This is a genomic window from Rhodococcus sp. P4_C10, assembly GCF_056402135.1.
On record NZ_JBFUHZ010000010.1, the window covers coordinates 87,228 to 108,869 of the forward strand.

Here is a 21,642-nt window from a genome sequence, read left to right on the forward strand (position 1 = left end):
GTGCCCATGACAACTCCCGTACAGAACATCGGTATCAACACGCTCGGCGGCGTTCCCACCTCGCTCGGCGACTACGACGGCCGCGCGGTCCTCGTGGTGAACGTCGCCTCCAAGTGCGGCCTGACCCCGCAGTACACGGCGCTGGAGAAGCTGGCCACCGAGTACGCGGACCGCGGCCTCACCGTCGTCGGCGTGCCGTGCAACCAGTTCATGGGCCAGGAGCCGGGCACCGCAGACGAGATCGCCGAGTTCTGCTCGGCCACCTACGGCGTCACCTTCCCGCTGCTGGAGAAGGTCGAGGTCAACGGCGAGGGCCGGCACCCGCTGTACGCGGAGCTGACCACGGCGGCCGACGCGGACGGCGCGGCAGGCGACATCCAGTGGAACTTCGAGAAGTTCCTGATCGCGCCCGACGGCACCGTGGTGAACCGGTTCCGTCCGCGCACCGAGCCGGACGCGCCGGAGGTCGTCGCGGCCATCGAGGCCGTCCTGCCGCGCTAGTCGCTGCCACAGGCTGAACGGAGTTCCGGGTCGGGTTCGAGGTCGAATCCGACCCGGAACTCCCGTTCGATCGTTTCGGCGGGTTTCAGCGTCCGTTCACCTTCGGGGTTCATGCTGAGGGCATGACCGGGCAACTGATCGTGTCGGTATCCGGAATCCGCGACGAGACCACCGAACTGGTGGCCGGGTTCGCGTTGGAGATGGACAGTCGCGGGGTGCCGCTGTCGCTGCTCGTCGCGCCGCGGCTCAAGGACAAGTACCGGCTGGCCAAGGACGAGCCGACCCAGCAGTGGCTGCGGGAGCGGCAGGAGCACGGCGACGCCATCGTGCTGCACGGCTACGACCAGGCCGCCACCAAGAAGCGCCGCGCCGAGTTCGCCGCGCTGCGTGAGCACGAGGCGACGCTGCGGCTGACGGCCGCGGACCGGGTGATGGAACAGACCGGCCTGCGGACCCGGGCGTTCGCGCCACCGCGGTGGATCGCCTCGCCCGGTGCGGTGTCCGCGTTGGTGCCCACCGGTTTCCGCCTGCTGGCCGGCCTGACAGCCGTGCACGACCTCGGCCGCGGCACCGTGGAACGCGGTCGGGTGTTCGGCATCGGCGAGGGGTTCCGGGCGGAGCCGTGGTGGTGCCGGGCCCTGGTGCTCGGGGCCGGCCGGACCGCCCGACGCGGTGCGCTGGTGCGGCTGGCGATCTCCGCGAGGCAACTGGCCTCGCCCGGCCCACGGCAGGCCGTGCTCGACGCCGTCGACCTCGCGCTGCACCACGAGGCCCGCCCGGCCGCCTACCGCTGGGAGGCCGGGCCGGGTATCCGGGTGGCCTGAGTTCAGGCGACCTCGGTGGCGTCCTCCGCCGGGAGCACCCGGAACTCGGTGCCGTCGGGTGCCATCTCGGTGAGCCGGCCGTAGTAGATGCCGGTCCCCGGGTCGTTGAGGATGCCCTGGTGGATCGGCACGGCCACCCGCGGCGCGACGGCCCGCAGGTAGTCGACGGTCTCGGAGATCTTCATCCACGGCGCGACCGCCGGGACGGCGAGCACGTCCACCGGCTGCTCGGGCACGAACAGAGAGTCGCCGGGGTGCATCAGCTGGGCCGGCCGGTCCGCGCTGCCCAGCAGGAACGCGGTGTTGTCGATCACCGGGAGGTCGGGGTGGATCACCGCGTGCCGCCCGCCGGCCCCGGTCACCAGCACGTCGCGGACGTTGAAGGTGTCGCCCGCGTGCACGCCGGTCCAGGACCCGCCGAGCTGCGCCGCGGTCTGCGGGTCCGAGTACAGCGCCGCACCGGGGTTCGCCTCGAGCAGAGCGGGCAGCCGGTTCACGTCGACGTGGTCGGGGTGCTGGTGGGTGATCAGGATGGCGTCCAGGCCGGTGATGCCCTCGAAGCCGTGCGAGAAGTTGCCGGGGTCGAACAGGACGGTCGCGCCGCCCAACTCGACGAGCACGCAGGAGTGTCCGAAGTGGGTCAGTCGCATGCAGACGAGTATGCGCGGCGGCGAATGTGCGCGCATCACACCGATTGTCGCGACCGAACGAACGGACAGCTTAGTCGGTGCAGAGAGCAGCGGGGCGGACCGGTAAACTGCCTGTTGCCCGGTGGTCTGTGCCGGGCGGTACCGGAGCACCTAGCGAGGAGCAGCACGTGGCCCGTGTCGTTGTCGATGTCATGCCCAAGACCGAGATTCTCGATCCGCAAGGCCAGGCCATTGTCGGCGCTCTCGGCCGCCTTGGGCACGCCGGCGTCGCCGACGTGCGACAGGGCAAGCGTTTCGAACTCGAGGTCGACGACAGCGTCACCGACGCCGAGCTCTCGGAGATCGCCGAGTCGCTGCTGGCGAACACGGTGATCGAGGACTGGAAGGTCACCCGAGTCCAGTGAGCACCCGCATCGGAGTCATCACCTTCCCCGGCACCCTCGACGACGTCGACGCGGTGCGCGCGGTCAACCTCGCCGGTGGCGAGGCCGTCAACCTCTGGCACGGCGACGCCGACCTCAAGGGTGTCGACGCGGTGGTCGTGCCCGGCGGCTTCTCCTACGGCGACTACCTGCGCTGCGGCGCCATCGCCCGGTTCGCCCCGGTGATGGGCGAGGTCGTCAAGGCCGCGCAGGGTGGCATGCCGGTCCTGGGCATCTGCAACGGCTTCCAGGTGCTGTGCGAGGCGGGACTGCTCCCCGGCGCGCTCACCCGCAACGAGGGACTGCACTTCATCTGCCGCGACCAGTGGCTCAAGGTGGAGTCCACCTCGACCGCGTGGTCCTCGCGGTACGAGTCCGGCGCCGAGATCCTGGTGCCGCTCAAGTCCGGCGAGGGCCGCTACCAGGCGTCTGAGCGGGTCCTCGACGAGCTCGAGGGTGAGGGCCGCGTGGTCTTCCGCTACGCGGGCGACAACCCGAACGGCTCCAAGCGTGGCATCGCCGGCATCGCCTCCGAGAACGGTCGCGTCGTCGGACTGATGCCGCACCCCGAACACGCCACCGAGGCCCTCACCGGTCCCAGTGACGACGGCCTCGGCCTGTTCTACTCGGCTCTGGACGCGGTGCTCACCGCCTGAGTCCAGCAGCGCAAGACAGAAAGGACGGACCGGTCACCCCCGGTCCGTCCTTTTTCTTTGCCTCGCAGGGGTCTGCGTGGCCGGAACCGCCACGAGAACGTATTCCAACTCGGTACCGTCCCGCCCATGATCTCAACGGTTGTCTGGGGTACCGGAAATGTCGGACGCGCGGCCATCCGCGCCGTCGAGGCACACCCGCTGCTCGAGCTCACGAACGTGCTAGTGAACAACCCCGACAAGGTCGGCCGCGACGCCGGTGACCTGTCCGGGCTCGGCTGCAACCTGGGGGTCGCCGCGACCGACGACATCGAAGCGGTGCTGGCCGCCGGCCCCGCGGCCGTGGTGTACGCGGCGTCCGGGGACATCCGGCCCGACGACGCCTTGGCCGACATCTGCCGTGCGATCCGCGCCGGCGCCGTCGTCGTCAGCCCGGCGCTGTACCCGCTCTACGACCCGACCAACGCCCCGCCCGAACTGCGGGATCCGGTGCTCGCCGCGATCGCGGAGGGCGGGGGCTCGCTGTTCGCGTCCGGCGTGGACCCCGGCTGGGGCAACGACGTGCTGCCACTGCTGCTCAGCGGGCTCGGCAGCACCGTCGACGTGATCCGCTGCCAGGAGATCTTCGACTACTCCACCTACGACCAGCCGGACTCGGTGCGCTACCTGGTCGGCATGGGTCAACCGATGGACTACCTGCCGCCGATGATCGCGCCGACGATCCCGACCATGGTGTGGGGCGGACAGGTCCGGATGATGGCGCGGGCGCTGGGCGTCGAACTGGACGAGATCCGCGAGACCCTGGACCGGCGCGCGCTCGACGAGACCGTCAGCACCACCACGATGGGCGACTTCGAGGCCGGCACGCAGGGCGCGGTGCGGTTCGAGGTACAGGGCATCGTCGACGGCGAGCCCCGGATCGTCGTCGAGCACGTCACCCGCATCCACCCGACCTGTGCCACCGACTGGCCGATGCCGCCGGACGGCGACGGCGCCCACCGGGTGATCATCGAGGGCCGCCCGCGCATCGAGGTGTCCGTCGAGTGCACCGACGAGGACGGCAGCCGGTCCGCCGGCGGAAACGCCACGGCGGTCGGTCGACTGGTGAGCGCCATCGACTGGCTGGTGGACGCCGAACCCGGACTCTACGACGCGCTCGACGTCCCGTTGCGCCCTGCCGTCGGCAAACTCGTCAAGACAGTGAACTCGAAAGGACGCGCATGAACATCGACATTCCAGAGGGCAAGGATCCGATCGGCTACGTGTGGGGCGAGATGGTCCCCGGCATCGGGATCGCGGCCTCGAAGTTCTCCCTGTCGGTCTACGAGCACTCGACCATCGACCTGCGTGCCTTCGAGGCGGCGCGGCTGCGGATCGCACAGATCAACGGGTGCATCTTCTGCCAGGACTGGCGGACCGAACGTGACGGACAGAAGGTCGAGGCCGGCTTCGACGAGGCCGTCGAGCAGTGGCGCACCACCGACGTCTTCGACGACCGCACCCGGCTGGCCGCCGAGTACGCCGACCGTTACGCCCTCGACCACCACGGCCTCGACGACGAGTTCTGGGAGCGGATGGGCGCGCACTACAGCCAGACCGAGATCGTGGAACTGAGCATGAGCATCGGCGCCTGGCTGGCCTTCGGCAGGCTCAACCACGTCCTCGGCCTCGACACCGTCTGCGTACTCCCCGGGAACTGAGTGAAGGGCCGCCCCGCCGCGCGTCAGACGGCGGCCGGGGCGGCCGGCAGCGCGTCGAGGAAGTCCGCGCTCGGCGCGAAGAACAGCGAACCGGTGACGGCGGTCGAGAAGTCCAGCAGCCGGTCGTGGTTGCCGCGCGGGCTGCCGAGGAACATGTTCTCGAGCATCCGCTCGGTGATCGCGGGCGTGCGGCAGTACCCGATGAAGTAGGTGCCCATCTCGCCGCCGGCCTGGCCGTACGGCATGTTGGCGCGCAGGATCTCGAGCGACCGGCCTTCCTCGTCCTTGATCGCGTTCAGCGCGACGTGCGAGTTCGCCGGCTTGACGTCGGCTGTCATCTCGACGTCGTCGGGCTTGCTGCGCCCGATGACCCGCTCCTGCTCGGGGACTTCCAGCGCCTCCCACGACGTCATGTCGTGCACGTACCGCTGTACGTGCACGTAGGACCCGCCCGCGAAGCCGCGGTCCTCGTCGCCGACCGTGACGGCGGCGACGGCCTGGGCGCCCACCGGGTTCTCGGTGCCGTCGACGAACCCGATCAGGTCCCGGTTCTCGAAGTACTGGAAACCGTGCACCTCCTCGACGACGGTGGCCGCGCCCGCCAGCCGCTTGGTGATCTGGTGGGCCAGTTCGAAGCACGCGTCCATGCTCATCGCGCGAATGTGGAAGAGCAGGTCGCCCGGGGTGGACGGCGCGCGGTGGGTCTCGCCCCGCAGTTCGGTGAACTCGTGCAGTTCGGCGGGCCGAGGTCCACCGAACAGCCGGTCCCACGCCGACGAACCGACGCCGGTGACCAGTTCCAGGCCCGAGCCGGGCATCCGCAGCCCGGTCGCGCGGCGCAGACCCGCGGTGTCGGCGAGCAGCCCGCGGGTGGTGGCCTCGCCGCCCACGTCGATCGTCACGACCAGGAACAGTGCCGCGGGGGTCAGCGGCGTCGCCACCGTCTGGGACTCGGGCATCTTTTCGAAACTCCAATCATGGGGCGGTGCATCGACATCGGCGGTTGTCCGCCGATGTCCGGTTCACCCTAGTTGGGGCCACCGACGCCGCCTCGGCCGCGGGATGTCGGTGCCCGGCGGTAGCGTGCCGACATGACACTGACCCTGGGCATGATCACAGTCGACAGCGCCGACCCCGGACCGCTCGCCATCTGGTGGGCGGAGCAGGTCGGCGGCCGGATCGAGCAGGAGAACGAGGGCTGGTTCTTCCTGGTCGGGGTGCCGGGAGCGCCGTACAAGCTGGCCTTCCAGAAGGTGGAGGACCCGACGCCGGGCAAGAACCGGGTGCACCTGGACCTGTCCGCGCCGGACCTGGACGCGGAGGTCGCGCGGCTGACCGCGGCCGGCGCCACCGAGTACGAGCGGCACGACATGGACGGCTTCCGCTGGGTGACGCTGACCGATCCGGACGGCAACCGCTTCTGCGTCTCCGGCGGCGAGCACTGAGCGAACACCGAGCGCCGGGCCCGGGCCGGTGTCGGCGGTCCTAGGATCGTGGGCATGCCCACGATGACCGACGCCACCGCCTCCGGACTCTGTGCCTTCGTCGACGCCTCCCCGTCCCCGTTCCACGTGTGCGAGACGGTCGCGGCCGAGCTGACGGAGGCCGGCTTCGTCGAGTTGCGCGAGACGGACGGCTGGCCGACCGCGCCCGGCCGGTACTACCTGGTGCGGGGCGGCTCGCTGGTGGCGTGGAGCACCGAGGAGTCCGGCCACGGCGAGTCGCCGTTCCGGATCGTCGGCGGCCACACCGACAGCCCGAACCTGCGGGTCAAGCAGCACCCCGACCTGCGGTCCGCCGGATGGCAGTTGGTGGGCCTGGAACCGTACGGCGGCGCCTGGCTGAACTCGTGGCTCGACCGCGACCTCGGGATCTCCGGTCGGATCAGTGTGCGGGTGGGAAACACGCTGCAGCAGAAGCTGATCCGGGTGGACCGGCCGATCCTGCGGGTGCCGCAGCTGGCGATCCACCTGTCCGAGGAACGCAAGGGCGTTCAGCTCGACCCGCAGCGGCATGTCAACGCGATCTGGGGTGTCGGCAACTCGCCGACCTCGTTCCTCGGCTACCTGGCCGGGCAGGCGGGGGTCGCCGAGGACGCGGTGCTCGGCTGGGAGCTGATGACCCACGACCTGGCGCCGAGCGCGGTGGTCGGGCTGCACGACGAGTTGGTCAGCGCGCCGCGACTGGACAACCAGGGCACCTGCTACGCGGGAACCAGGGCATTGCTCGCGGCGGTCGAGGAGCCGGGCGAGGCCATCCCAGTGCTGGCGCTGTTCGACCACGAGGAGGTCGGCAGCATGTCCGATCGCGGCGCCTTCTCGGACCTGCTGAACTCGGTCCTCGAGCGGATCGTGCTGGCCCGCGGCGGCGGCCGGGAGGACTTCCTGCGGGCGCTGGCCGGCTCGGTGTGCGCGTCCGGCGACATGGCCCACGCCACCCACCCGAACTACCCGGACCGGCACGAGCCGGCGCACCGCATCGAGGTCAACGGGGGACCGGTTCTCAAGGTGAACCAGAACCTGCGGTACGCCACCGACGCTGCCGGCGCGGGTGCGTTCGCGCTGGCCTGCGACCAGGCGGGGGTGCCGTTGCAGCGGTACGTGCACCGTGCGGACCTGCCGTGCGGCTCGACGATCGGGCCCATCACGGCCTCGCGGACGGGCCTGTCCACCGTGGATGTCGGTGCCCCGCAACTGGCGATGCACTCGGCTCGGGAGCTGATGGGCGCCGCCGACGTGGCGTACTACGCGGACGCGCTCGCGGCCTTCCTGACGCCGGTCGACTGACCCCGCCGGGAGGGCGGCCGGCGGCGGTTCGGCGGACCAAGCACGAGCAATCTCTTCGATAACAATTCCCATAACGCACGGCTGTCGCCCAGCAACTGTGAGCTGTTCGTGGTCTGCTGTGGCGTCGAATCGTCGGAATCGGGCCATTTGTCCCGTGCCGGACTTGCATACGCCGGAAGGGAAATTGCCTGTGCGCTCAGTGAGACGATCATGGTCAGCAGTCGTGTCGGCCGCCGCGGTGACGGTGTCGCTGTCCGTGGTGATGGCCCCGCCGGCCACCGCCGCGGAAGGTGGACCCTGCGGGCAGGGTGGGAACAGCTCCGGCAGTTCCGGTAGCGCCACCGGTTCGTTGGGCAAGGTCCTGCCGTGGATCACCGGTTCGCCGGACGGGGCGCTGCCGCAGTTGACCGGCCGCACCAAGGCGATCGAGATGGTCACCGGCCCCGGCAGCCCGAACGACACCATCAACAGGTTCAACGTCTCCGGCACGGATCTCGGCATCATGTGGGACAACGGCTTGCCTGGCGCGGACCACGACACACTGGTCGCGTTCGGCGACACAGTCGGCGAGTGCGGCTCCGAGGGTGACGACTGGCGCAGCAACGTGCTCTTCCGCAGCGCCGACACGAACCTGGCCGACGGCATGCGGATCGACAGCTCGCCGCTGGACGCGCCGAACCACTCGAAGGAGATCATCCCCGGCTTCGCGATTCCCGGCGAGTTCACGACCATTCCGACCGGTGCGGTGGCCTTCGGCGGTGTCCAGTACGTCCGCTTCATGTCGGTGCGGTCCTGGGACACCCCGGGCAACTGGACCACCAACTACTCGGCCATCGCCACCTCGACCGACAACGGCGAGAACTGGGTCAATCAACCCGGCACGGTCCGGGCCAACACCGCCGGGATCGGCATCGAGGGCATCCCCGCCATCGCGCCGACCAACAAGGACTGGCAGCAGAGCGCGTTCCTGACCGGCCGCGGCGACGGCTACATCTACGAGTACGGGACGCCGTCGGGCCGGTTCGGCGACGCCCTGCTGGCCCGGGTGCACGGCGCGCAGCTGCTCGATCCGACGGCCTACGAGTACTGGAACGGCACCGGCTGGGTACCGGACCAGGCGGCGGCCAAGGCCGTGATGCCCGCGCCGGTCAGCGAGCTGTCGGTGCAGTGGAACGACTACCTGGGCAAGTACGTCGCCATGTACACCGACCTGAACGGCCTGGTCATCCGGCAGGCCGACAACCCGCAGGGCCCCTGGAGCGGCACCCAGACCATCATCAGCGGCCTGCTGTTGCCCTCGGTCTACGGCGGCTTCATGCACCCGTGGGCCAGCGGGCGGTACCTCGAATCCGTGGTCACCACCTGGGACCGGTACAACGTCATCTACATGCGCACCGACCTGCAGGGTCTGCAGATGGCCGCCACCGACCCAGTCGACCGGCCGGACCCGGCGACCACCGGTGAGGCGCAGCGGATCGGCACCGAGTACCCCGAGGAGGCCCCCGCGGAGACCCCGGCGGACAAGTGACACACCGGCCGAGCTGACGCGCGCGGCCCGCCCCGACCGAGGGGCGGGCCGTGGTCGGCTCTGCCAGTGCGTCGGACGTCGGTGCGCCCGGCTAGACTTTGCCCAGGCAGCGCCCCGCCGGTCTGCCGATCTGACTCCTTCAGGGAAGGGACCCCACTTCCAGTGTCTTCGCAGGTCGATACCGTCACCAACGCCGCAGCGACCCCGGATGTCGCCCAGCCCCACCGGGAACTGGGCCTCAAGGACGACGAGTACACCCGCATTCGGGAAATCCTCGGTCGTCGCCCCACGGACGCCGAGCTCGCGATGTACTCGGTGATGTGGAGCGAGCACTGCTCCTACAAGTCCTCCAAGGTGCACCTGAAGTACTTCGGTGAGACCACCACCGACGAGATGCGCTCCTCCATGCTGGCAGGCATCGGCGAGAACGCCGGCGTCGTCGACATCGGCGACGGCTGGGCGGTCACCTTCAAGGTCGAGTCGCACAACCACCCGTCCTACATCGAGCCCTACCAGGGTGCGGCCACCGGCGTCGGCGGCATCGTCCGCGACATCATGGCCATGGGCGCCCGCCCGATCGCGGTCATGGACCAGCTGCGCTTCGGCGCGGCGGACGCTCCCGACACCCGGCGCGTCGTCGACGGCGTCGTCCGCGGCGTCGGCGGCTACGGCAACTCCCTCGGCCTGCCCAACGTCGGCGGCGAGACCGTCTTCGACGCGTCCTACGCGGGCAACCCGCTGGTCAACGCGCTGTGCGCCGGCGTGATGCGGGTCGAGGACCTGCACCTGGCGTTCGCGTCCGGTGCCGGCAACAAGATCATCCTGTTCGGCGCCCGCACCGGCCTCGACGGCATCGGCGGCGTCTCGGTGCTGGCATCGGAGACCTTCGACGAGTCGTCGGGCGGCCGTCCCAAGAAGCTGCCCGCCGTGCAGGTCGGCGACCCGTTCACCGAGAAGGTGCTCATCGAGTGCTGCCTCGACCTGTACGCCGCCGGACTGGTGGTCGGCATCCAGGACCTCGGCGGCGCCGGGCTGTCCTGCGCGACCTCGGAGCTGGCCGCGGCCGGCGACGGCGGCATGCACATCAACCTGGACGCGGTGCCGATGCGCGCCACCGGCATGACCGCGGCGGAGGTGCTCTCCAGCGAGTCGCAGGAGCGCATGTGCGCCGTGGTGACCCCCGAGAACGTGGACGCGTTCATGGAGGTCTGCCGCAAGTGGGACGTGCTCGCCACCGTCATCGGTGAGGTCACCGACGGCGACCGGCTGGTCATCGACTGGCACGGCGAGACCGTCGTCGACGTGCCGCCGCGCACCGTCGCGCACGAGGGCCCGGTCTACGAGCGTCCCGTGCAGCGCCCCGAGGCGCAGGACGCGTTGATCGCGAACACCACTGCCGGACTCGAGCGCCCGGAGACCGCGGCCGAGCTGCAGGCCACCCTGCTCAAGATGATCTCCTCGCCGCAGCTGTGCAGCCGCAAGTGGATCACCGAGCAGTACGACCGGTACGTCCGCGGCAACACGGTGCTCGCCGAGCAGGCCGACGCCGGCGTGATCCGGGTCGACGAGAAGACCGGCCGTGGCATCGCCCTGGCCACCGACGCCTCCGGCCGTTACACGGCGCTGGACCCGTACGCCGGCGCCCAGCTGGCCCTGGCCGAGGCGTTCCGCAACGTCGCGGTCACCGGTGCCACCCCGCAGGCCGTGAGCAACTGCCTCAACTTCGGCTCCCCGGAGGATCCGGGCGTGATGTGGCAGTTCCAGCAGGCCGTGCGCGGCCTGGCGGACGGCTGCGCCACCCTCGGCATCCCGGTCACCGGCGGCAACGTCAGCTTCTACAACCAGACCGGTTCCACGGCGATCCTGCCGACCCCGGTGGTGGCTGTGCTCGGCGTCATCGACGACGTGCAGCGTCGCATCCCGACCGGTCTGGGCCTCGAGCCCGGCGAGACGCTGATCCTGCTCGGCGAGACCCACGACGAGCTGGACGGCTCGATCTGGGCCCAGGTCGAACACGACCATCTCGGCGGCGTGCCGCCGAAGGTCGACCTGGCCCGTGAGCAGCTGCTCGCGGACATCCTGCTGGCCAGCTCCCGCGACGGACTCGTCTCCGCCGCGCACGACCTGTCCGAGGGTGGCCTCGCGCAGGCCGTCGTCGAGGCGGCGCTGGCCGGCGAGACCGGCTGCCGGATCCTGCTGCCCGAGGGTGCGGACCCGTTCGTGACGCTGTTCTCCGAGTCCGCCGGCCGGGTGCTGGTCGCGGTGCCGCGCACCGAGGAGACCCGCTTCACCGGCATGTGCACCGCCCGCGGCCTGCCGTGGGTGCGGATCGGCGTCGTCGACGAGGGCTCCGACTCCGTCGAGGTGCAGGGCCAGTTCTCCGTCACCCTCGAGGAGCTGCGCGCGGCGCACGAGGGCACCCTGCCGGCACTGTTCGGGTAGCTATTGACCGACGTCGACGAGACCCAGGACCCCGGGACCGCGCAGCCTGACGCTGTGCAGCCCGGGGTCTGGTCACGTACCGACGAGCTCGTCGCCCGCCACCCGTTCGTGGTCTGGGCATGGGGACTGCTCCGCCTCGACTTCACCGGCATCGCGTTCGCGGCACTGTTCTTCTGCTGGTCGCTTACCCCGTCGCTGCTGCCACGCGACTGGCTCTTCCAGGGTCTGATCGGTGGAATCAACGCCGCGATCGGCTACGGGGTGGGCGCCGCCGTCGGCTGGACGGTGTACCGCTATCTGCTGGCGGGGCGGTCCTGGTGGCCGCTGCCGCCCCGGGTCGTGCAGGTGCTCGAGATCGTGGTCGTCGCCGGCTCGATCGTCGCGGCCGTGGTGATGCTGGTGTACTCCGCGGGCTGGCAACGGGAGCTGGCGGCGCTGATGGACGCCGAGGGCACCACCACCTCCGGTTACATCCGTACCGGCGGGCTGAGCCTGCTCGTGGCCGCCGCGGCGATTTCGCTGTGGCGGGTGCTGCGCGACCTGGTCCGGCTGGTGGCCCGCTATCTCAACCGCTGGCTGAAGGTGCCGCGGCAGGCCGCGTTCCCGCTCGGCGTCGTGCTGGTGGCGTTCCTGACCTACACCCTGGTCACCGGCGTGCTGCTGAACGGGCTGTACTCCATCGCCAACTCCGCGTTCAGCCTGCAGAACAACAGCACCCGCGACGGCGTCACCGAGCCCCTCAACCCGGAGCAGTCGGGCAGCCCGGAGTCGTTGGCGCCCTGGGACACCCTCGGCTTCGAGGGGCGCAACTTCGTCTCCCGGGGGTTGGACGCCGCGCAGCTGTCCGCCGCCAACGGCGCCCCGGCCAGGGAGCCGATCCGGGTCTACGCCGGCCTCGAGACCGCCCCGACCACCGAGGCGCGGATGGACGTGGTGGTCGACGAGCTGGAACGGACCGGCGCCTTCGACCGCAAGGTCCTGGTGGTCATTCCCACCACCGGCACCGGCTGGGTGAACCCGACCGCCGCCGAGGCCATCGAGCTGGTGCACAACGGGGACACCGCCCTGGTCGCCGCCCAGTACTCGTACCTGCCCAGCTGGATCTCCTTCATCGCGGACCGGCAGAAGGCCGCCGACGCGGGGAAGGCGTTGGTGGACAAGGTGCACGAGCGCTGGCTGACCAAGCCGCCGGAGACCCGGCCCAAGCTGTACGTGTACGGCGAGAGCCTCGGCACGCAGGCCGGCGAGGGTGCGTTCGACAGCCTCGGGGCCATCCGCGAAACCGTCGACGGGGTGTTGTGGGTCGGTCCGCCCAATGCCAACGTGCTGTGGCACCAGCTGGTCACCCGCCGAGACCCCGGCACCCCGGAGGTGGCCCCGGTGTACGCCGACGGCCTGGTGGTCCGGTTCGCCGACAGCGCCGCCGACATCTCGCAGCCACCGTCGCCGTGGCTCTACCCGCGGGTGCTCTACATCCAGCACCCGTCCGACCCCGTGGTGTGGTGGTCGCCGGACCTGCTGTTCCAGCGACCGGACTGGCTCTCGGAGCCGCCCGGATACGACCGGCTCCCGCAGATGCGGTGGTTCCCGGTGGTGACGTTCTGGCAGGTGTCGGCGGACCTGGCCAACGCCGCGGGGGTTCCGGACGGGCACGGGCACAACTACGGCACGACCGTGCTCGACGGCTGGCTGGCGATCGCCGCGCCCGACGGCTGGACGCAGGCCGACACCGACCGGGTGCGGGGCGTGCTGGAATCCGTCGTGGGCACCCAGGGCCCGGAGAAGTGACCGGTCCCGACGAGTGACAGGCCGGACTCGGTGAACGTGCCCGCCCGCGCGGCCGGGTACGCGCTCGCCCTGGTCGGTTGGAGCAACTGGCTGCTGCCCGCGCTGCGTCTGGGGCCGGACGGTCGCGCGGCCGCGAACACGGCCCTGGCGGTCGGGTTCACCGGCCTGGCGCTGGGATCCGGGGCGAGCGTGGCCGAACTCGGGCTCGAGCTGCGGCGCGGGTTGCCGCGCGCCGCCGCGGTCGCCGCGGTGCCCGCCCTGGCGTACGCTGCGGCGCTGGCCGTCCCGTCGTTGACGGCGCCGCTGCTGGCGCCGCGCGTCGGCGAGCTCCCGATCCGCGGGCGGGGCGAGTTCGCCCGCTGGGTGGGCGTGCAGATCCCGTTCGGAACAGTGCTCGCCGAGGAACTGCTGTTCCGTTCCGTGCTGCACGCGCAGGTGCGGCGGGCCTGGCCGCGCGCCGGGGGAGCGGTCGGAGCGCTCGCGTTCGGGCTCTGGCACGTGCGGCCGGCACGGGTGGCGGGTGATCCGGTTGCCGCGACCGTCGCCGTCACCGCCGCGTCCGGCCTGCTCTTCGACCGGCTCCGACGCGACGGCGGCGTACTGGCGCCCATCTTGCTGCACCTGTCGGTGAACGTCGGCGGCGCGCTCGCCGCCCGTTGGGCTGCCGGTAGGTTGGCGCGGTGACCGCACGCCGCAAGATCGACCCCGCGCAGCTGCGGGACGCACTGCTGACCGTCCGGGACTGGGTCGTCGCCCCCGACACGGACGACGCCACGGCGGTTGCCGCCCCCGCCCGCGCCGAGCTGGCCGCCGCGGTTCGCCTCAGCGCCCGGACCCTGGAGAACGTCGCGCCGGGTTCGTCGGTGGAGGTCCGCGTCCCGCCGTTCGTGGCGGTGCAGTGCATCGCGGGCCCGCGGCACACCCGCGGCACGCCGCCCAATGTCGTGGAGACCGACCCGCGCACCTGGCTGAAGCTGGTCACCGGGGGGCTGACCTTCGAGGCGGCCGCGGCCGCGGGCGCGCTCACCGCGTCGGGCACCCGAGCGGGGGAGATCGCACACTGGCTCCCACTGCTGCGCGTGTGACCGACGCTCGCCTGTGACCGACGCTACAGCCCGGCACTGTAGAGATGCCGGTGGTAGGAGCACCCCTGCGAGGGCCGTAGACTGAAGTTGCCCCCCACACCCATCCCCTAGGGAGCAACCCCGGTGACTCCAGCCGAATTGTCGGTCAACAGTCCGAATCTCCTCGCCGCCGTGCCCCCTCCGGGCATGTCCGATCAGGACGAGCAACCACCCCGCGAGGAGTGTGGCGTCTTCGGCGTCTGGGCTCCCGGCGAGGATGTGGCGAAGCTCACTTACTACGGGCTGTATGCACTGCAGCACCGCGGCCAGGAGGCGGCCGGCATCGCCGTCGCCGACGGCGCGCAGGTGCTGGTGTTCAAGGACCTCGGCCTGGTCAGTCAGGTGTTCGACGAGCAGACGCTCGGTGCGATGTCGGGCCATGTCGCCGTCGGGCACTGTCGGTACTCCACAACCGGCTCGACCACGTGGGAGAACGCGCAGCCGATCTTCCGGACCACCGCGGCGGGCACTGGCATCGCTCTCGGTCACAACGGCAACCTGGTCAACACCGCCGAGCTCGCTGCCCGGGCCCGCGAGGCCGGACTGGTCAACGACAAGCGTCCCGGCGGCGCCACCTCGGACTCCGACATCGTCGGCGCGCTGCTCGCGCACGCGGCCGCGGACCGGACCGTCGAGCAGGCCGCGATGGAACTGCTGCCCACCCTGCGTGGCGCGTTCTGCCTGACCTTCATGGACGAGCACACCCTGTACGCGGCGCGTGACCCGCACGGTGTCCGCCCGCTCTGCCTCGGTCGGCTCGACCGTGGCTGGGTGGTCGCCAGCGAGACCGCCGCTCTCGACATCGTCGGCGCGTCCTTCGTGCGCGACATCGAGCCCGGCGAGCTGCTCGCGATCGACGCCGACGGCGTCCGCTCGTCGCGTTTCGCGAACCCCACGCCCAAGGGCTGTGTCTTCGAGTACGTCTACCTCGCCCGTCCGGACAGCGTCATCGGCGGACGATCGGTGCACTCGACCCGAGTCGAGATCGGCCGTCGGCTGGCCAAGGAACACCCGATCGACGGCGACCTGGTCATCCCGGTCCCCGAGTCGGGTACGCCCGCCGCGGTCGGCTACGCGCAGGGCTCGGGAATTCCGTACGGCCAGGGTCTGATGAAGAACGCCTACGTGGGCCGTACCTTCATCCAGCCGTCGCAGACGATTCGTCAGCTCGGTATCCGGCTCAAGCTGAACCCGCTCAAGGAGGTCATCCGCGGCAAGCGGCTGATCGTGGTGGACGACTCCATCGTCCGCGGCAACACCCAGCGGGCACTGATCCGGATGCTCCGCGAGGCCGGTGCGCTGGAGATCCACGTGCGGATCGCGTCGCCGCCGGTGAAGTGGCCGTGCTTCTACGGCATCGACTTCGCCTCCCCGGCGGAGCTGATCGCCAACGGTGCGGGCGTGAGCGAGGCCGACGGCAGCGCCACCAGCATGGACGAGATGCTCGAGGGTGTGCGCCGGTCGATCGGCGCCGACACCCTGGGGTACGTCTCGATCGAGGGCATGATCGCCGCGACGGAACAGCCGGCCTCCCGGCTGTGCTCCGCGTGCTTCGACGGTCACTACCCGATCGCGTTGCCCAAGGAGACCTCGATGGGCAAGAACGTGCTCGAAGGGATGCTCGATGTCACCGCGGGCGCCCCGACGAAGCCGGACAACGACAACGCGAGTGCGCTGAGTCGGCCCTAGACCCGCGCCGAGACCGCATAATGCGAGTCGTACCGGCACGCACACCACCCGGGTCGTCCACGTCCTGGGACCAACCACAGTGCTCTGACGGCACTGTCGAGAACACAGCTGGAGTCAGAACGCGATGACCGAGGACCAGAACCCCCGCCCCACCGGCGCCTCCTACGCGGCGGCGGGTGTCGACATCGCCGCCGGCGACCGGGCCGTCGAGCTTTTTGCGCCGCTCGCGAAGAAGGCCAGTCGCCCGGAGGTGCTCGGCGGCCTCGGCGGCTTCGCCGGTCTGTTCGCCCTCAAGGGCGGCTACCGGGAGCCGCTGTTGGCGGCCTCCACCGACGGGGTCGGGACCAAGATCGCGGTCGCGCAGGCGATGGACAAGCACGACACGCTGGGCCTGGACCTGGTGGCGATGGTCGTCGACGACCTCGTGGTGTGCGGCGCCGAGCCGCTGTTCCTGCAGGACTACATCGCGGTCGGCCGGGTCGTGCCCGAGCGGGTCGCGGAACTGGTCAAGGGCATCGCAGACGGCTGCATCATCGCCGGCTGCGCGCTGCTCGGCGGCGAGACCGCGGAGCACCCCGGCCTGATGGCAGACGGTGACTACGACCTCTCGGCCACCGGCGTCGGTGTCGTCGAGGCGGATTCCGTGCTCGGCCCCGACCGGGTCCGTCCGGGCGACGTGGTGATCGGCATGGGCTCCTCGGGTCTGCACTCCAACGGCTACTCGCTGGCCCGCAAGGTGCTGCTCGAGATCGACCGGATGCCGCTTACCGGCCACGTCGAGGAGTTCGGCCGCACGCTCGGCGAGGAACTGCTCGAGCCGACCAAGATCTACGCCAAGGACTGCCTGGCACTGGCCGCCGAGACCGACGTGCGCACGTTCTGCCACGTCACCGGCGGCGGACTGGCGAACAACCTGGCCCGGGTCATGCCCAAGGGCCTGGTCGCCGAGCTGGACCGCGGTAGCTGGAGCCCGGCACCGGTGTTCGCGATGATCGCCCAGCGCGGCCGCGTCGAGCGCGCCGAGATGGAGCAGACGTTCAACATGGGCGTCGGCATGGTCGCGATCGTGGCGCCGGAGGACGTGGACCGCGCGCTGGCCGTGCTCACCGCCCGGCACATCGACTGCTGGACCATGGGTACCGTCTCGAAGGCGTCGGACAAGCAGGACGGCTCCGGCCAGGCGCACCTGGTGGGAGACCACCCGCGCTTCTAGGCAAAGACAAACGGTCCGGACACCCCGTATTCCCATCGGGGTGTCCGGACCGTTGTCGTATCCGGGGATAATTGGGCGCCGCTGAGCGCGCGCTGCCGCAGATGCGGAAATGAGGGGAGCCTGTGGGCTCCCCTCACTTGTCAGCTGCGTTGGTCAGCGGCGCCAGTCGTCGGAGTCGTCGTCGTCCCAGCGCGAACGACCATCCGATTCGGACCGCTGGTCGGTGCCGACCCCGGTCCGATGCGAGCTGGACGAGCTTCCCGACAGTTCTTGCTGAAGGCTAGAGAAGTCCGTGGACGGCGAGCTGTACTTGAGCTCACGCGCAACCTTGGTCTGCTTTGCCTTAGCCCGGCCGCGGCCCATGGCTAACCCCCTCGCGCTTTCGCGGGGCGGCCTGGGGAATTTGGCGGCCCCGTTTGAGTGTGTGTTTCTTCCTGACCCACACTCTAGCCTGAGAAAGGATTTGCCGCTCCTTCCCCTGGCAGTCCGGGGTGTCTGAATTATCTCAACGCGCCCGGAACAGCCCGAATGGTGCCGACTCGCACGCCTCCGCCGAGGACTGGCGGCGACGCCAGCCCCGCGAGGTCCTCGGTCCACTCGACGCCGAGGCGGTGCAGCAGCGCCGCGGCGAGGGGCAGCCGGGCCCGCTCGTGGCCGTCGTCGATCTTGAGGGCGAAGGCGGTGCCGTCGGGCAGCGCGCCCGCGTGCACACCGTCGGCCCCGGCCTTGCAGACCAGGCCAGGCACCGCGGCCATCAGCTGCGCATCGTCCGCGCCGGTGCCCGAGATCAGCCAGGGATGGTCGCGGATCGCGTCCGCGACCGCCCGTTCCGGGCTCCCCGGCGGCGCGGTGACGAGGCGGGAGAAGGCGTGGGCGAGGGCCGTCAACGCCAGCGGGATGGTCGGCAGCCCACAGCCGTCGATGCCGTGGTCGGACTCGATCTCGCCGGCCAGGTCGGAGACGGTGTCGAGTACGGCCTGCTGCAGCGGATGGGCCGGGTCGAGGTAGCTGTCGAGGGGCCAGCCGCGGGCCACGCACACCGCGAGCATCGCCGCATGCTTGCCGGAGCAGTTCATGAAGATTCGTCGACGCAGACCGCCTGAGGCGAGCACCCGGGCCCGGGCCACCTCGTCGGACGGCAGGTCCGGCGGGCACTGCAAGCGGTTCTCGTCGACTTCGGTGCGCTGCAGCAGCCCGTGGACCACCGCGACGTGCTCCGGTTCGCCGTGGTGCGAGGCGGTGGCCAGGGCCAGTTCGCGGCTGTCGGCGGGGACGAACCCGCTGCGCAGCATTCCGACCGCCTGCATGGGCTTGCTGGACGAACGGGGGTAGGTCGGGGTGTGCACCTCACCGATGGCGAGCAGGACCTCGCCGTGCGGGTCCAGCAGCACTGCGGAACCCCGGTGCACGCACTCGCGGAGACCGGACCGGACCACCTCGACAAGTTCGACGCTCAATACTCCACCTGCACCTTCAGCCCGGTGATCCGTCGGCGTGCCTTGTCCTCGACACTAGGCGACAGGTCGGGTTGTTGCGCGAGCAACAGCGCCAGCCGTTCCGGGTCGCGGCCGGTGAACAGGTCGCGGACCGTGACGCCGTGCGCCGGGACGTGCACGCGTTCGATCGCGTCGCCGGCCACGACCCGTCCGCCGCGGACCACCCGAAGGTAGGCGCCGGTGTCGGCGCGCTCGGCGAACCGCTTGACCCAGCCGGGCTCCGCGGCCCAGACGCCGAAGGTGCCGCACGGGGTTCGTGGGCCCGTCACCTCGAGTTCCGGCGCGTCGTCGCGGTCGCCGAGCCGCCAGCGCTCGCCGATGACCGCGTCGCTGGTGGGGAGCCCGCTCACGCGCAGGTTCTCCCCGAACCAGCCGGCGGGCAGGTCGCGGCCCAGTTCCGCCGCCCACCGCCGGGCCTCGTCCTCCTGGTAGGCGTAGACCGCCTTGAAGGCGCCGCCGTGGTGCTCGGTGTCGCACACCCGGTCGCCGTCGAGCCCGGCCGCGTGGACGCCCACCGGGCCGGTCACAGGGCGCTTGTCGATCGCGGTGCGCGGCACCCGCCGGGTGCCGCTGTCGCGCTCGGCGAACAGCACGCAGACCGCTTCGACGCGGCCGGCTGCCGGGGCGGGCCCGGTCACCGTCCGCGGAGCCGGTCGACGGCGGCACGGCCCGCCTGGACGGCGTCGTAGCTGGGGACGGAGTCCGCGTCGATGGCCGCGGCGGTGCCGCCGCCGACGACGAGCGGGGTCTCGGCCGGCACGGTCCGCTTGACCAGGGCCAGCGCGATGGGGCCGAGCTCGTGGTGGTCCACGACGGTGCCGACCGTGCCCACGGCGCGACCGTCCGCGGTGACGGCGTCGCCCGGCTGCGGCAGGGTGTCCGCCGAGCCGTCGAGGTGGAGCAGCACCAGGTGCCGCGGCGGCTTGCCCAGGTTGTGCACCCGAGCCACCGTCTCCTGGCCGCGGTAGCAGCCCTTGTCGAGGTGGACCGCGCCGTGCTCGGTGACTCCGCCGATCCAGCGGACCTCGTGCGGGATGGTGCGTTCGTCGGTGTCGAGGCCGATCCGGGGGCGCAGTGCGGCCACCCGCAGCGCCTCGAACGCCCAGCTGCCCGCGGGAGCGGCGCCGGCCTCGGTCAGGGCCGCCCACCAGTGGCCGAGCCGGTCGCGGGGGACCACGAGGTCCCAGGCGTGCTCGCCGGGCCACGGCATGGTGCGGAGGAAGCCGCCGCCGGCCACGGCGACGGCGCCGTAGACACCGGGCAGCTCGCCGACGCCGAGCGCCTCGAGGATCCGGGGCCGTCGGATGTCGGGGCCGATCAGGGTGAGCACCGCCATGTCGGGCGCCGGCTTGGGCTCGGCCTTCGCCCAGAACACCATCTTCTGCAGGAACCCGAGCAGGTCGGGGCCGTACTTCGGTTCGGTGTCGATCCACGTCACCTCGTCGAGATCGGTGAGCACGAAGTGGTGTTCGACGCGACCGTTGAGGTCGAGGCTGAGGTTCTCCGCCGACGCGCCGTCGGGCAGGTTCGCGACGTGCTGGCTGGAGATCGTGTGCAGCCAGCTGAGGCGTTCGGCGCCGGCAATGGAGAGGACGTACCGGTTCGACCGGTCGACGATCGCGGCGGTGGTCTCGGCCGATCGTTGCTCGCGCAACGGATCCCCGTAGTGCCAGGCGACACCCGCGTCGAGGGAATCGTCGGGGGCCGGCACGGCGCCGGGGAGGGTGAGCAGGGGACTCGTGGTGATGCTCGGTGACTCGGACACACCTCCATTCTAGGAGCGCCGTGCACGGCGGTGCCGCGCCGAACGGCGCGCCGATAGGCTTGGGGCATGGCTGATCAGGTGTTGGTGACCCTGGACGGCGTCGTGCACGATCCCGACGCCCCCCTCCTGCATGCGGACGACCTGGGTGCGGTGCGCGGCGACGGCGTCTTCGAGACGGTGCTGGTGCGCGACGGGGTGCCGTGCACCATCGAGCTGCACCTGGCGCGGCTGCGGAGGTCCGCGGCGGCGTTGGACCTGCCGGAGCCGGACCTCGACGACTGGCGGATCGCGGTCGGGCTGGCGCTCGACGAGTGGGGCGCCGACCGCGAAGGCATCATGCGCCTGGTGCTCAGCCGCGGGCGTGAGTCCGGCGGCGGGCCCACCGGGTACCTCACGGTCGGCCCGGTCGCGGACCGGGTCGAGGCCGCCCGCCGGGACGGGGTGTCGGTGCTCACACTCGCTCGCGGGTACTCGGTCGACACGGCCGCGACGGCGCCGTGGCAGCTGTTGGGGGCCAAGACCCTGTCCTATGCGACCAACATGGCGGCGCTGCGGCACGCGCACGCGCGCGGCGCCGACGACGTGATCTTCACGAGCAGCGAGGGCATGGTGCTGGAGGGGCCGAGGTCGACGGTGCTGATCTCGCGCGGGCGGACCCTGATCACCCCGCCGATCGAACACGGGATCCTGCCCGGGACCACCCAGCAGGCCTTGTTCGAGGTGGCCGGAGCGCACCGGTTCCGGTGCGAGGTCGACGCTTTGAGGCCCGCGGATCTCATTCTGGCGGACGGACTCTGGCTGCTGTCGAGTGTGACTCTCGCCGCACGGGTGCACACCCTGGACGGGCTGAGCCTGCCGGCTCCGGAGATCGCGGACGAGGTGTCGTCGCTGGTGGGCCTGGCCGCGGAGACGGTAGGAGCCGAGCTCGACGCGGCCTGATGCCCGGACAGGTCGTCTTGACATCGATACTACGACTAGTAGTAGATAAAGACCTGCGGCATACCGCCGCGGAAGATACCTTTTGATGCGGGACTGAGGCGTCAGCCCACGACCTCTGTTCC

The 21,642-nt window shown here is 71.0% G+C and carries 22 protein-coding genes; 16 read left to right on the forward strand and 6 right to left on the reverse strand.

What is annotated here, in order from left to right:
* Nucleotides 1–6 precede the first annotated feature (6 nt).
* Nucleotides 7–501, forward strand: a complete 495-nt coding sequence (locus AC1DWC_RS08855) for a glutathione peroxidase (protein WP_477907271.1) — start codon at nucleotides 7–9, stop codon at nucleotides 499–501.
* A gap of 122 nt (nucleotides 502–623) precedes the next feature.
* The gene (locus AC1DWC_RS08860) at nucleotides 624–1,325 is read left to right on the forward strand and encodes a DUF2334 domain-containing protein (RefSeq protein ID WP_477907273.1); all 702 of its coding nucleotides are present in this window, start codon (nucleotides 624–626) and stop codon (nucleotides 1,323–1,325) included.
* A 2-nt stretch (nucleotides 1,326–1,327) separates the two neighbouring features.
* Here AC1DWC_RS08860 and AC1DWC_RS08865 read toward each other — a convergent pair whose 3' ends face one another.
* Nucleotides 1,328–1,975: an MBL fold metallo-hydrolase gene (locus AC1DWC_RS08865; protein WP_477907275.1), complete on the reverse strand. Its 648-nt coding sequence runs from the start codon at nucleotides 1,973–1,975 to the stop codon at nucleotides 1,328–1,330.
* 167 nt (nucleotides 1,976–2,142) lie between these two features.
* Here AC1DWC_RS08865 and purS point away from each other — a divergent pair, with 167 nt between their 5' ends.
* The 4 genes from purS to AC1DWC_RS08885 all read left to right on the forward strand — a co-directional run bounded on the left by purS (nucleotide 2,143) and on the right by AC1DWC_RS08885 (nucleotide 4,750).
* Nucleotides 2,143–2,379, forward strand: coding sequence for a phosphoribosylformylglycinamidine synthase subunit PurS (gene purS / locus AC1DWC_RS08870; protein WP_072843055.1), 237 nt, complete (start codon nucleotides 2,143–2,145; stop codon nucleotides 2,377–2,379).
* Nucleotides 2,376–3,053, forward strand: coding sequence for a phosphoribosylformylglycinamidine synthase subunit PurQ (gene purQ / locus AC1DWC_RS08875; RefSeq protein WP_477837241.1), 678 nt, complete (start codon nucleotides 2,376–2,378; stop codon nucleotides 3,051–3,053). Before purS ends, purQ begins: the two co-directional genes overlap by 4 nt.
* 126 nt (nucleotides 3,054–3,179) lie before the next feature.
* The gene (locus AC1DWC_RS08880; RefSeq protein ID WP_477907278.1) at nucleotides 3,180–4,274 is read left to right on the forward strand and encodes an NAD(P)H-dependent amine dehydrogenase family protein; all 1,095 of its coding nucleotides are present in this window, start codon (nucleotides 3,180–3,182) and stop codon (nucleotides 4,272–4,274) included.
* Nucleotides 4,271–4,750, forward strand: coding sequence for a carboxymuconolactone decarboxylase family protein (locus AC1DWC_RS08885; RefSeq protein WP_072843052.1), 480 nt, complete (start codon nucleotides 4,271–4,273; stop codon nucleotides 4,748–4,750). The genes AC1DWC_RS08880 and AC1DWC_RS08885 overlap by 4 nt, the downstream gene beginning before the upstream one ends.
* 23 nt (nucleotides 4,751–4,773) lie before the next feature.
* Here the strand turns inward: AC1DWC_RS08885 and AC1DWC_RS08890 are convergent, their stop codons facing one another.
* Nucleotides 4,774–5,709, reverse strand: coding sequence for a Dyp-type peroxidase (locus tag AC1DWC_RS08890; protein ID WP_477907280.1), 936 nt, complete (start codon nucleotides 5,707–5,709; stop codon nucleotides 4,774–4,776).
* 132 nt (nucleotides 5,710–5,841) lie between these two features.
* Between AC1DWC_RS08890 and AC1DWC_RS08895 the strand changes: the two genes are divergently transcribed.
* The 9 genes from AC1DWC_RS08895 to purM all read left to right on the forward strand — a co-directional run bounded on the left by AC1DWC_RS08895 (nucleotide 5,842) and on the right by purM (nucleotide 17,320).
* Nucleotides 5,842–6,195, forward strand: coding sequence for a VOC family protein (locus AC1DWC_RS08895; RefSeq protein ID WP_477907282.1), 354 nt, complete (start codon nucleotides 5,842–5,844; stop codon nucleotides 6,193–6,195).
* A 54-nt stretch (nucleotides 6,196–6,249) separates the two neighbouring features.
* A complete protein-coding gene (locus AC1DWC_RS08900; RefSeq protein ID WP_477907284.1) occupies nucleotides 6,250–7,536 on the forward strand; it encodes a M18 family aminopeptidase in 1,287 nt (428 codons plus the stop codon).
* 190 nt (nucleotides 7,537–7,726) lie between these two features.
* Entirely contained in the window at nucleotides 7,727–9,064 is a 1,338-nt protein-coding gene (locus AC1DWC_RS08905) for a DUF4185 domain-containing protein (protein ID WP_477907286.1), read from the forward strand.
* 162 nt (nucleotides 9,065–9,226) lie between these two features.
* Nucleotides 9,227–11,506 (forward strand): phosphoribosylformylglycinamidine synthase subunit PurL, encoded by a 2,280-nt coding sequence (gene purL / locus AC1DWC_RS08910; RefSeq protein ID WP_072843047.1) that lies wholly within the window; start codon nucleotides 9,227–9,229, stop codon nucleotides 11,504–11,506.
* 54 nt (nucleotides 11,507–11,560) lie between these two features.
* A complete protein-coding gene (locus AC1DWC_RS08915; protein WP_477907288.1) occupies nucleotides 11,561–13,294 on the forward strand; it encodes an alpha/beta hydrolase in 1,734 nt (577 codons plus the stop codon).
* Between the two features lie 30 nt (nucleotides 13,295–13,324).
* Complete coding sequence (locus tag AC1DWC_RS08920; protein WP_477907290.1) at nucleotides 13,325–13,978, forward strand: CPBP family glutamic-type intramembrane protease; 654 nt, start codon at nucleotides 13,325–13,327, stop codon at nucleotides 13,976–13,978.
* A complete protein-coding gene (locus tag AC1DWC_RS08925) occupies nucleotides 13,975–14,379 on the forward strand; it encodes a sterol carrier family protein (RefSeq protein WP_477907292.1) in 405 nt (134 codons plus the stop codon). The genes AC1DWC_RS08920 and AC1DWC_RS08925 overlap by 4 nt, the downstream gene beginning before the upstream one ends.
* A 123-nt stretch (nucleotides 14,380–14,502) precedes the next feature.
* Nucleotides 14,503–16,107, forward strand: a complete 1,605-nt coding sequence (gene purF, locus AC1DWC_RS08930; RefSeq protein WP_072843043.1) for an amidophosphoribosyltransferase — start codon at nucleotides 14,503–14,505, stop codon at nucleotides 16,105–16,107.
* A gap of 124 nt (nucleotides 16,108–16,231) precedes the next feature.
* Complete coding sequence (gene purM / locus AC1DWC_RS08935) at nucleotides 16,232–17,320, forward strand: phosphoribosylformylglycinamidine cyclo-ligase (protein ID WP_072843042.1); 1,089 nt, start codon at nucleotides 16,232–16,234, stop codon at nucleotides 17,318–17,320.
* Nucleotides 17,321–17,473: 153 nt separating this feature from the next.
* On the opposite strand, the gene AC1DWC_RS08940 is transcribed toward purM, so the two are convergent.
* The 4 genes from AC1DWC_RS08940 to ygfZ all read right to left on the reverse strand — a co-directional run bounded on the left by AC1DWC_RS08940 (nucleotide 17,474) and on the right by ygfZ (nucleotide 20,581).
* Nucleotides 17,474–17,683 carry a DUF3073 domain-containing protein gene (locus AC1DWC_RS08940; protein WP_477907294.1) on the reverse strand — a complete coding sequence of 70 codons (210 nt, stop codon included), beginning with the start codon at nucleotides 17,681–17,683 and terminating at the stop codon, nucleotides 17,474–17,476.
* A 137-nt stretch (nucleotides 17,684–17,820) separates the two neighbouring features.
* On the reverse strand, nucleotides 17,821–18,777 hold the full coding sequence (locus tag AC1DWC_RS08945; RefSeq protein WP_072843040.1) for an asparaginase: 957 nt from the start codon (nucleotides 18,775–18,777) through the stop codon (nucleotides 17,821–17,823).
* Entirely contained in the window at nucleotides 18,774–19,454 is a 681-nt protein-coding gene (locus AC1DWC_RS08950; RefSeq protein ID WP_477907296.1) for an MOSC domain-containing protein, read from the reverse strand. Before AC1DWC_RS08950 ends, AC1DWC_RS08945 begins: the two co-directional genes overlap by 4 nt.
* On the reverse strand, nucleotides 19,451–20,581 hold the full coding sequence (gene ygfZ / locus AC1DWC_RS08955) for a CAF17-like 4Fe-4S cluster assembly/insertion protein YgfZ (protein WP_477907298.1): 1,131 nt from the start codon (nucleotides 20,579–20,581) through the stop codon (nucleotides 19,451–19,453). Before ygfZ ends, AC1DWC_RS08950 begins: the two co-directional genes overlap by 4 nt.
* A gap of 66 nt (nucleotides 20,582–20,647) precedes the next feature.
* Here ygfZ and AC1DWC_RS08960 point away from each other — a divergent pair, with 66 nt between their 5' ends.
* Nucleotides 20,648–21,520, forward strand: coding sequence for an aminodeoxychorismate lyase (locus AC1DWC_RS08960; protein WP_477907300.1), 873 nt, complete (start codon nucleotides 20,648–20,650; stop codon nucleotides 21,518–21,520).
* Nucleotides 21,521–21,642 lie beyond the last annotated feature (122 nt).

Bases quoted from the DNA above. Each gene is read 5' to 3' on its own strand.
- purM (WP_072843042.1), top strand. From the start codon at position 16,232: ATGACCGAGGACCAGAACCCCCGCCCCACCGGCGCCTCCTACGCGGCG.
- AC1DWC_RS08895 (WP_477907282.1), top strand. From the start codon at position 5,842: ATGACACTGACCCTGGGCATGATCACAGTCGACAGCGCCGACCCCGGA.
- AC1DWC_RS08890 (WP_477907280.1), bottom strand. From the start codon at position 5,709: ATGCCCGAGTCCCAGACGGTGGCGACGCCGCTGACCCCCGCGGCACTG.
- AC1DWC_RS08855 (WP_477907271.1), top strand. From the start codon at position 7: ATGACAACTCCCGTACAGAACATCGGTATCAACACGCTCGGCGGCGTT.
- AC1DWC_RS08900 (WP_477907284.1), top strand. From the start codon at position 6,250: ATGCCCACGATGACCGACGCCACCGCCTCCGGACTCTGTGCCTTCGTC.
- AC1DWC_RS08860 (WP_477907273.1), top strand. From the start codon at position 624: ATGACCGGGCAACTGATCGTGTCGGTATCCGGAATCCGCGACGAGACC.
- AC1DWC_RS08960 (WP_477907300.1), top strand. From the start codon at position 20,648: ATGGCTGATCAGGTGTTGGTGACCCTGGACGGCGTCGTGCACGATCCC.
- AC1DWC_RS08865 (WP_477907275.1), bottom strand. From the start codon at position 1,975: ATGCGACTGACCCACTTCGGACACTCCTGCGTGCTCGTCGAGTTGGGC.
- AC1DWC_RS08940 (WP_477907294.1), bottom strand. From the start codon at position 17,683: ATGGGCCGCGGCCGGGCTAAGGCAAAGCAGACCAAGGTTGCGCGTGAG.
- AC1DWC_RS08880 (WP_477907278.1), top strand. From the start codon at position 3,180: ATGATCTCAACGGTTGTCTGGGGTACCGGAAATGTCGGACGCGCGGCC.
- AC1DWC_RS08885 (WP_072843052.1), top strand. From the start codon at position 4,271: ATGAACATCGACATTCCAGAGGGCAAGGATCCGATCGGCTACGTGTGG.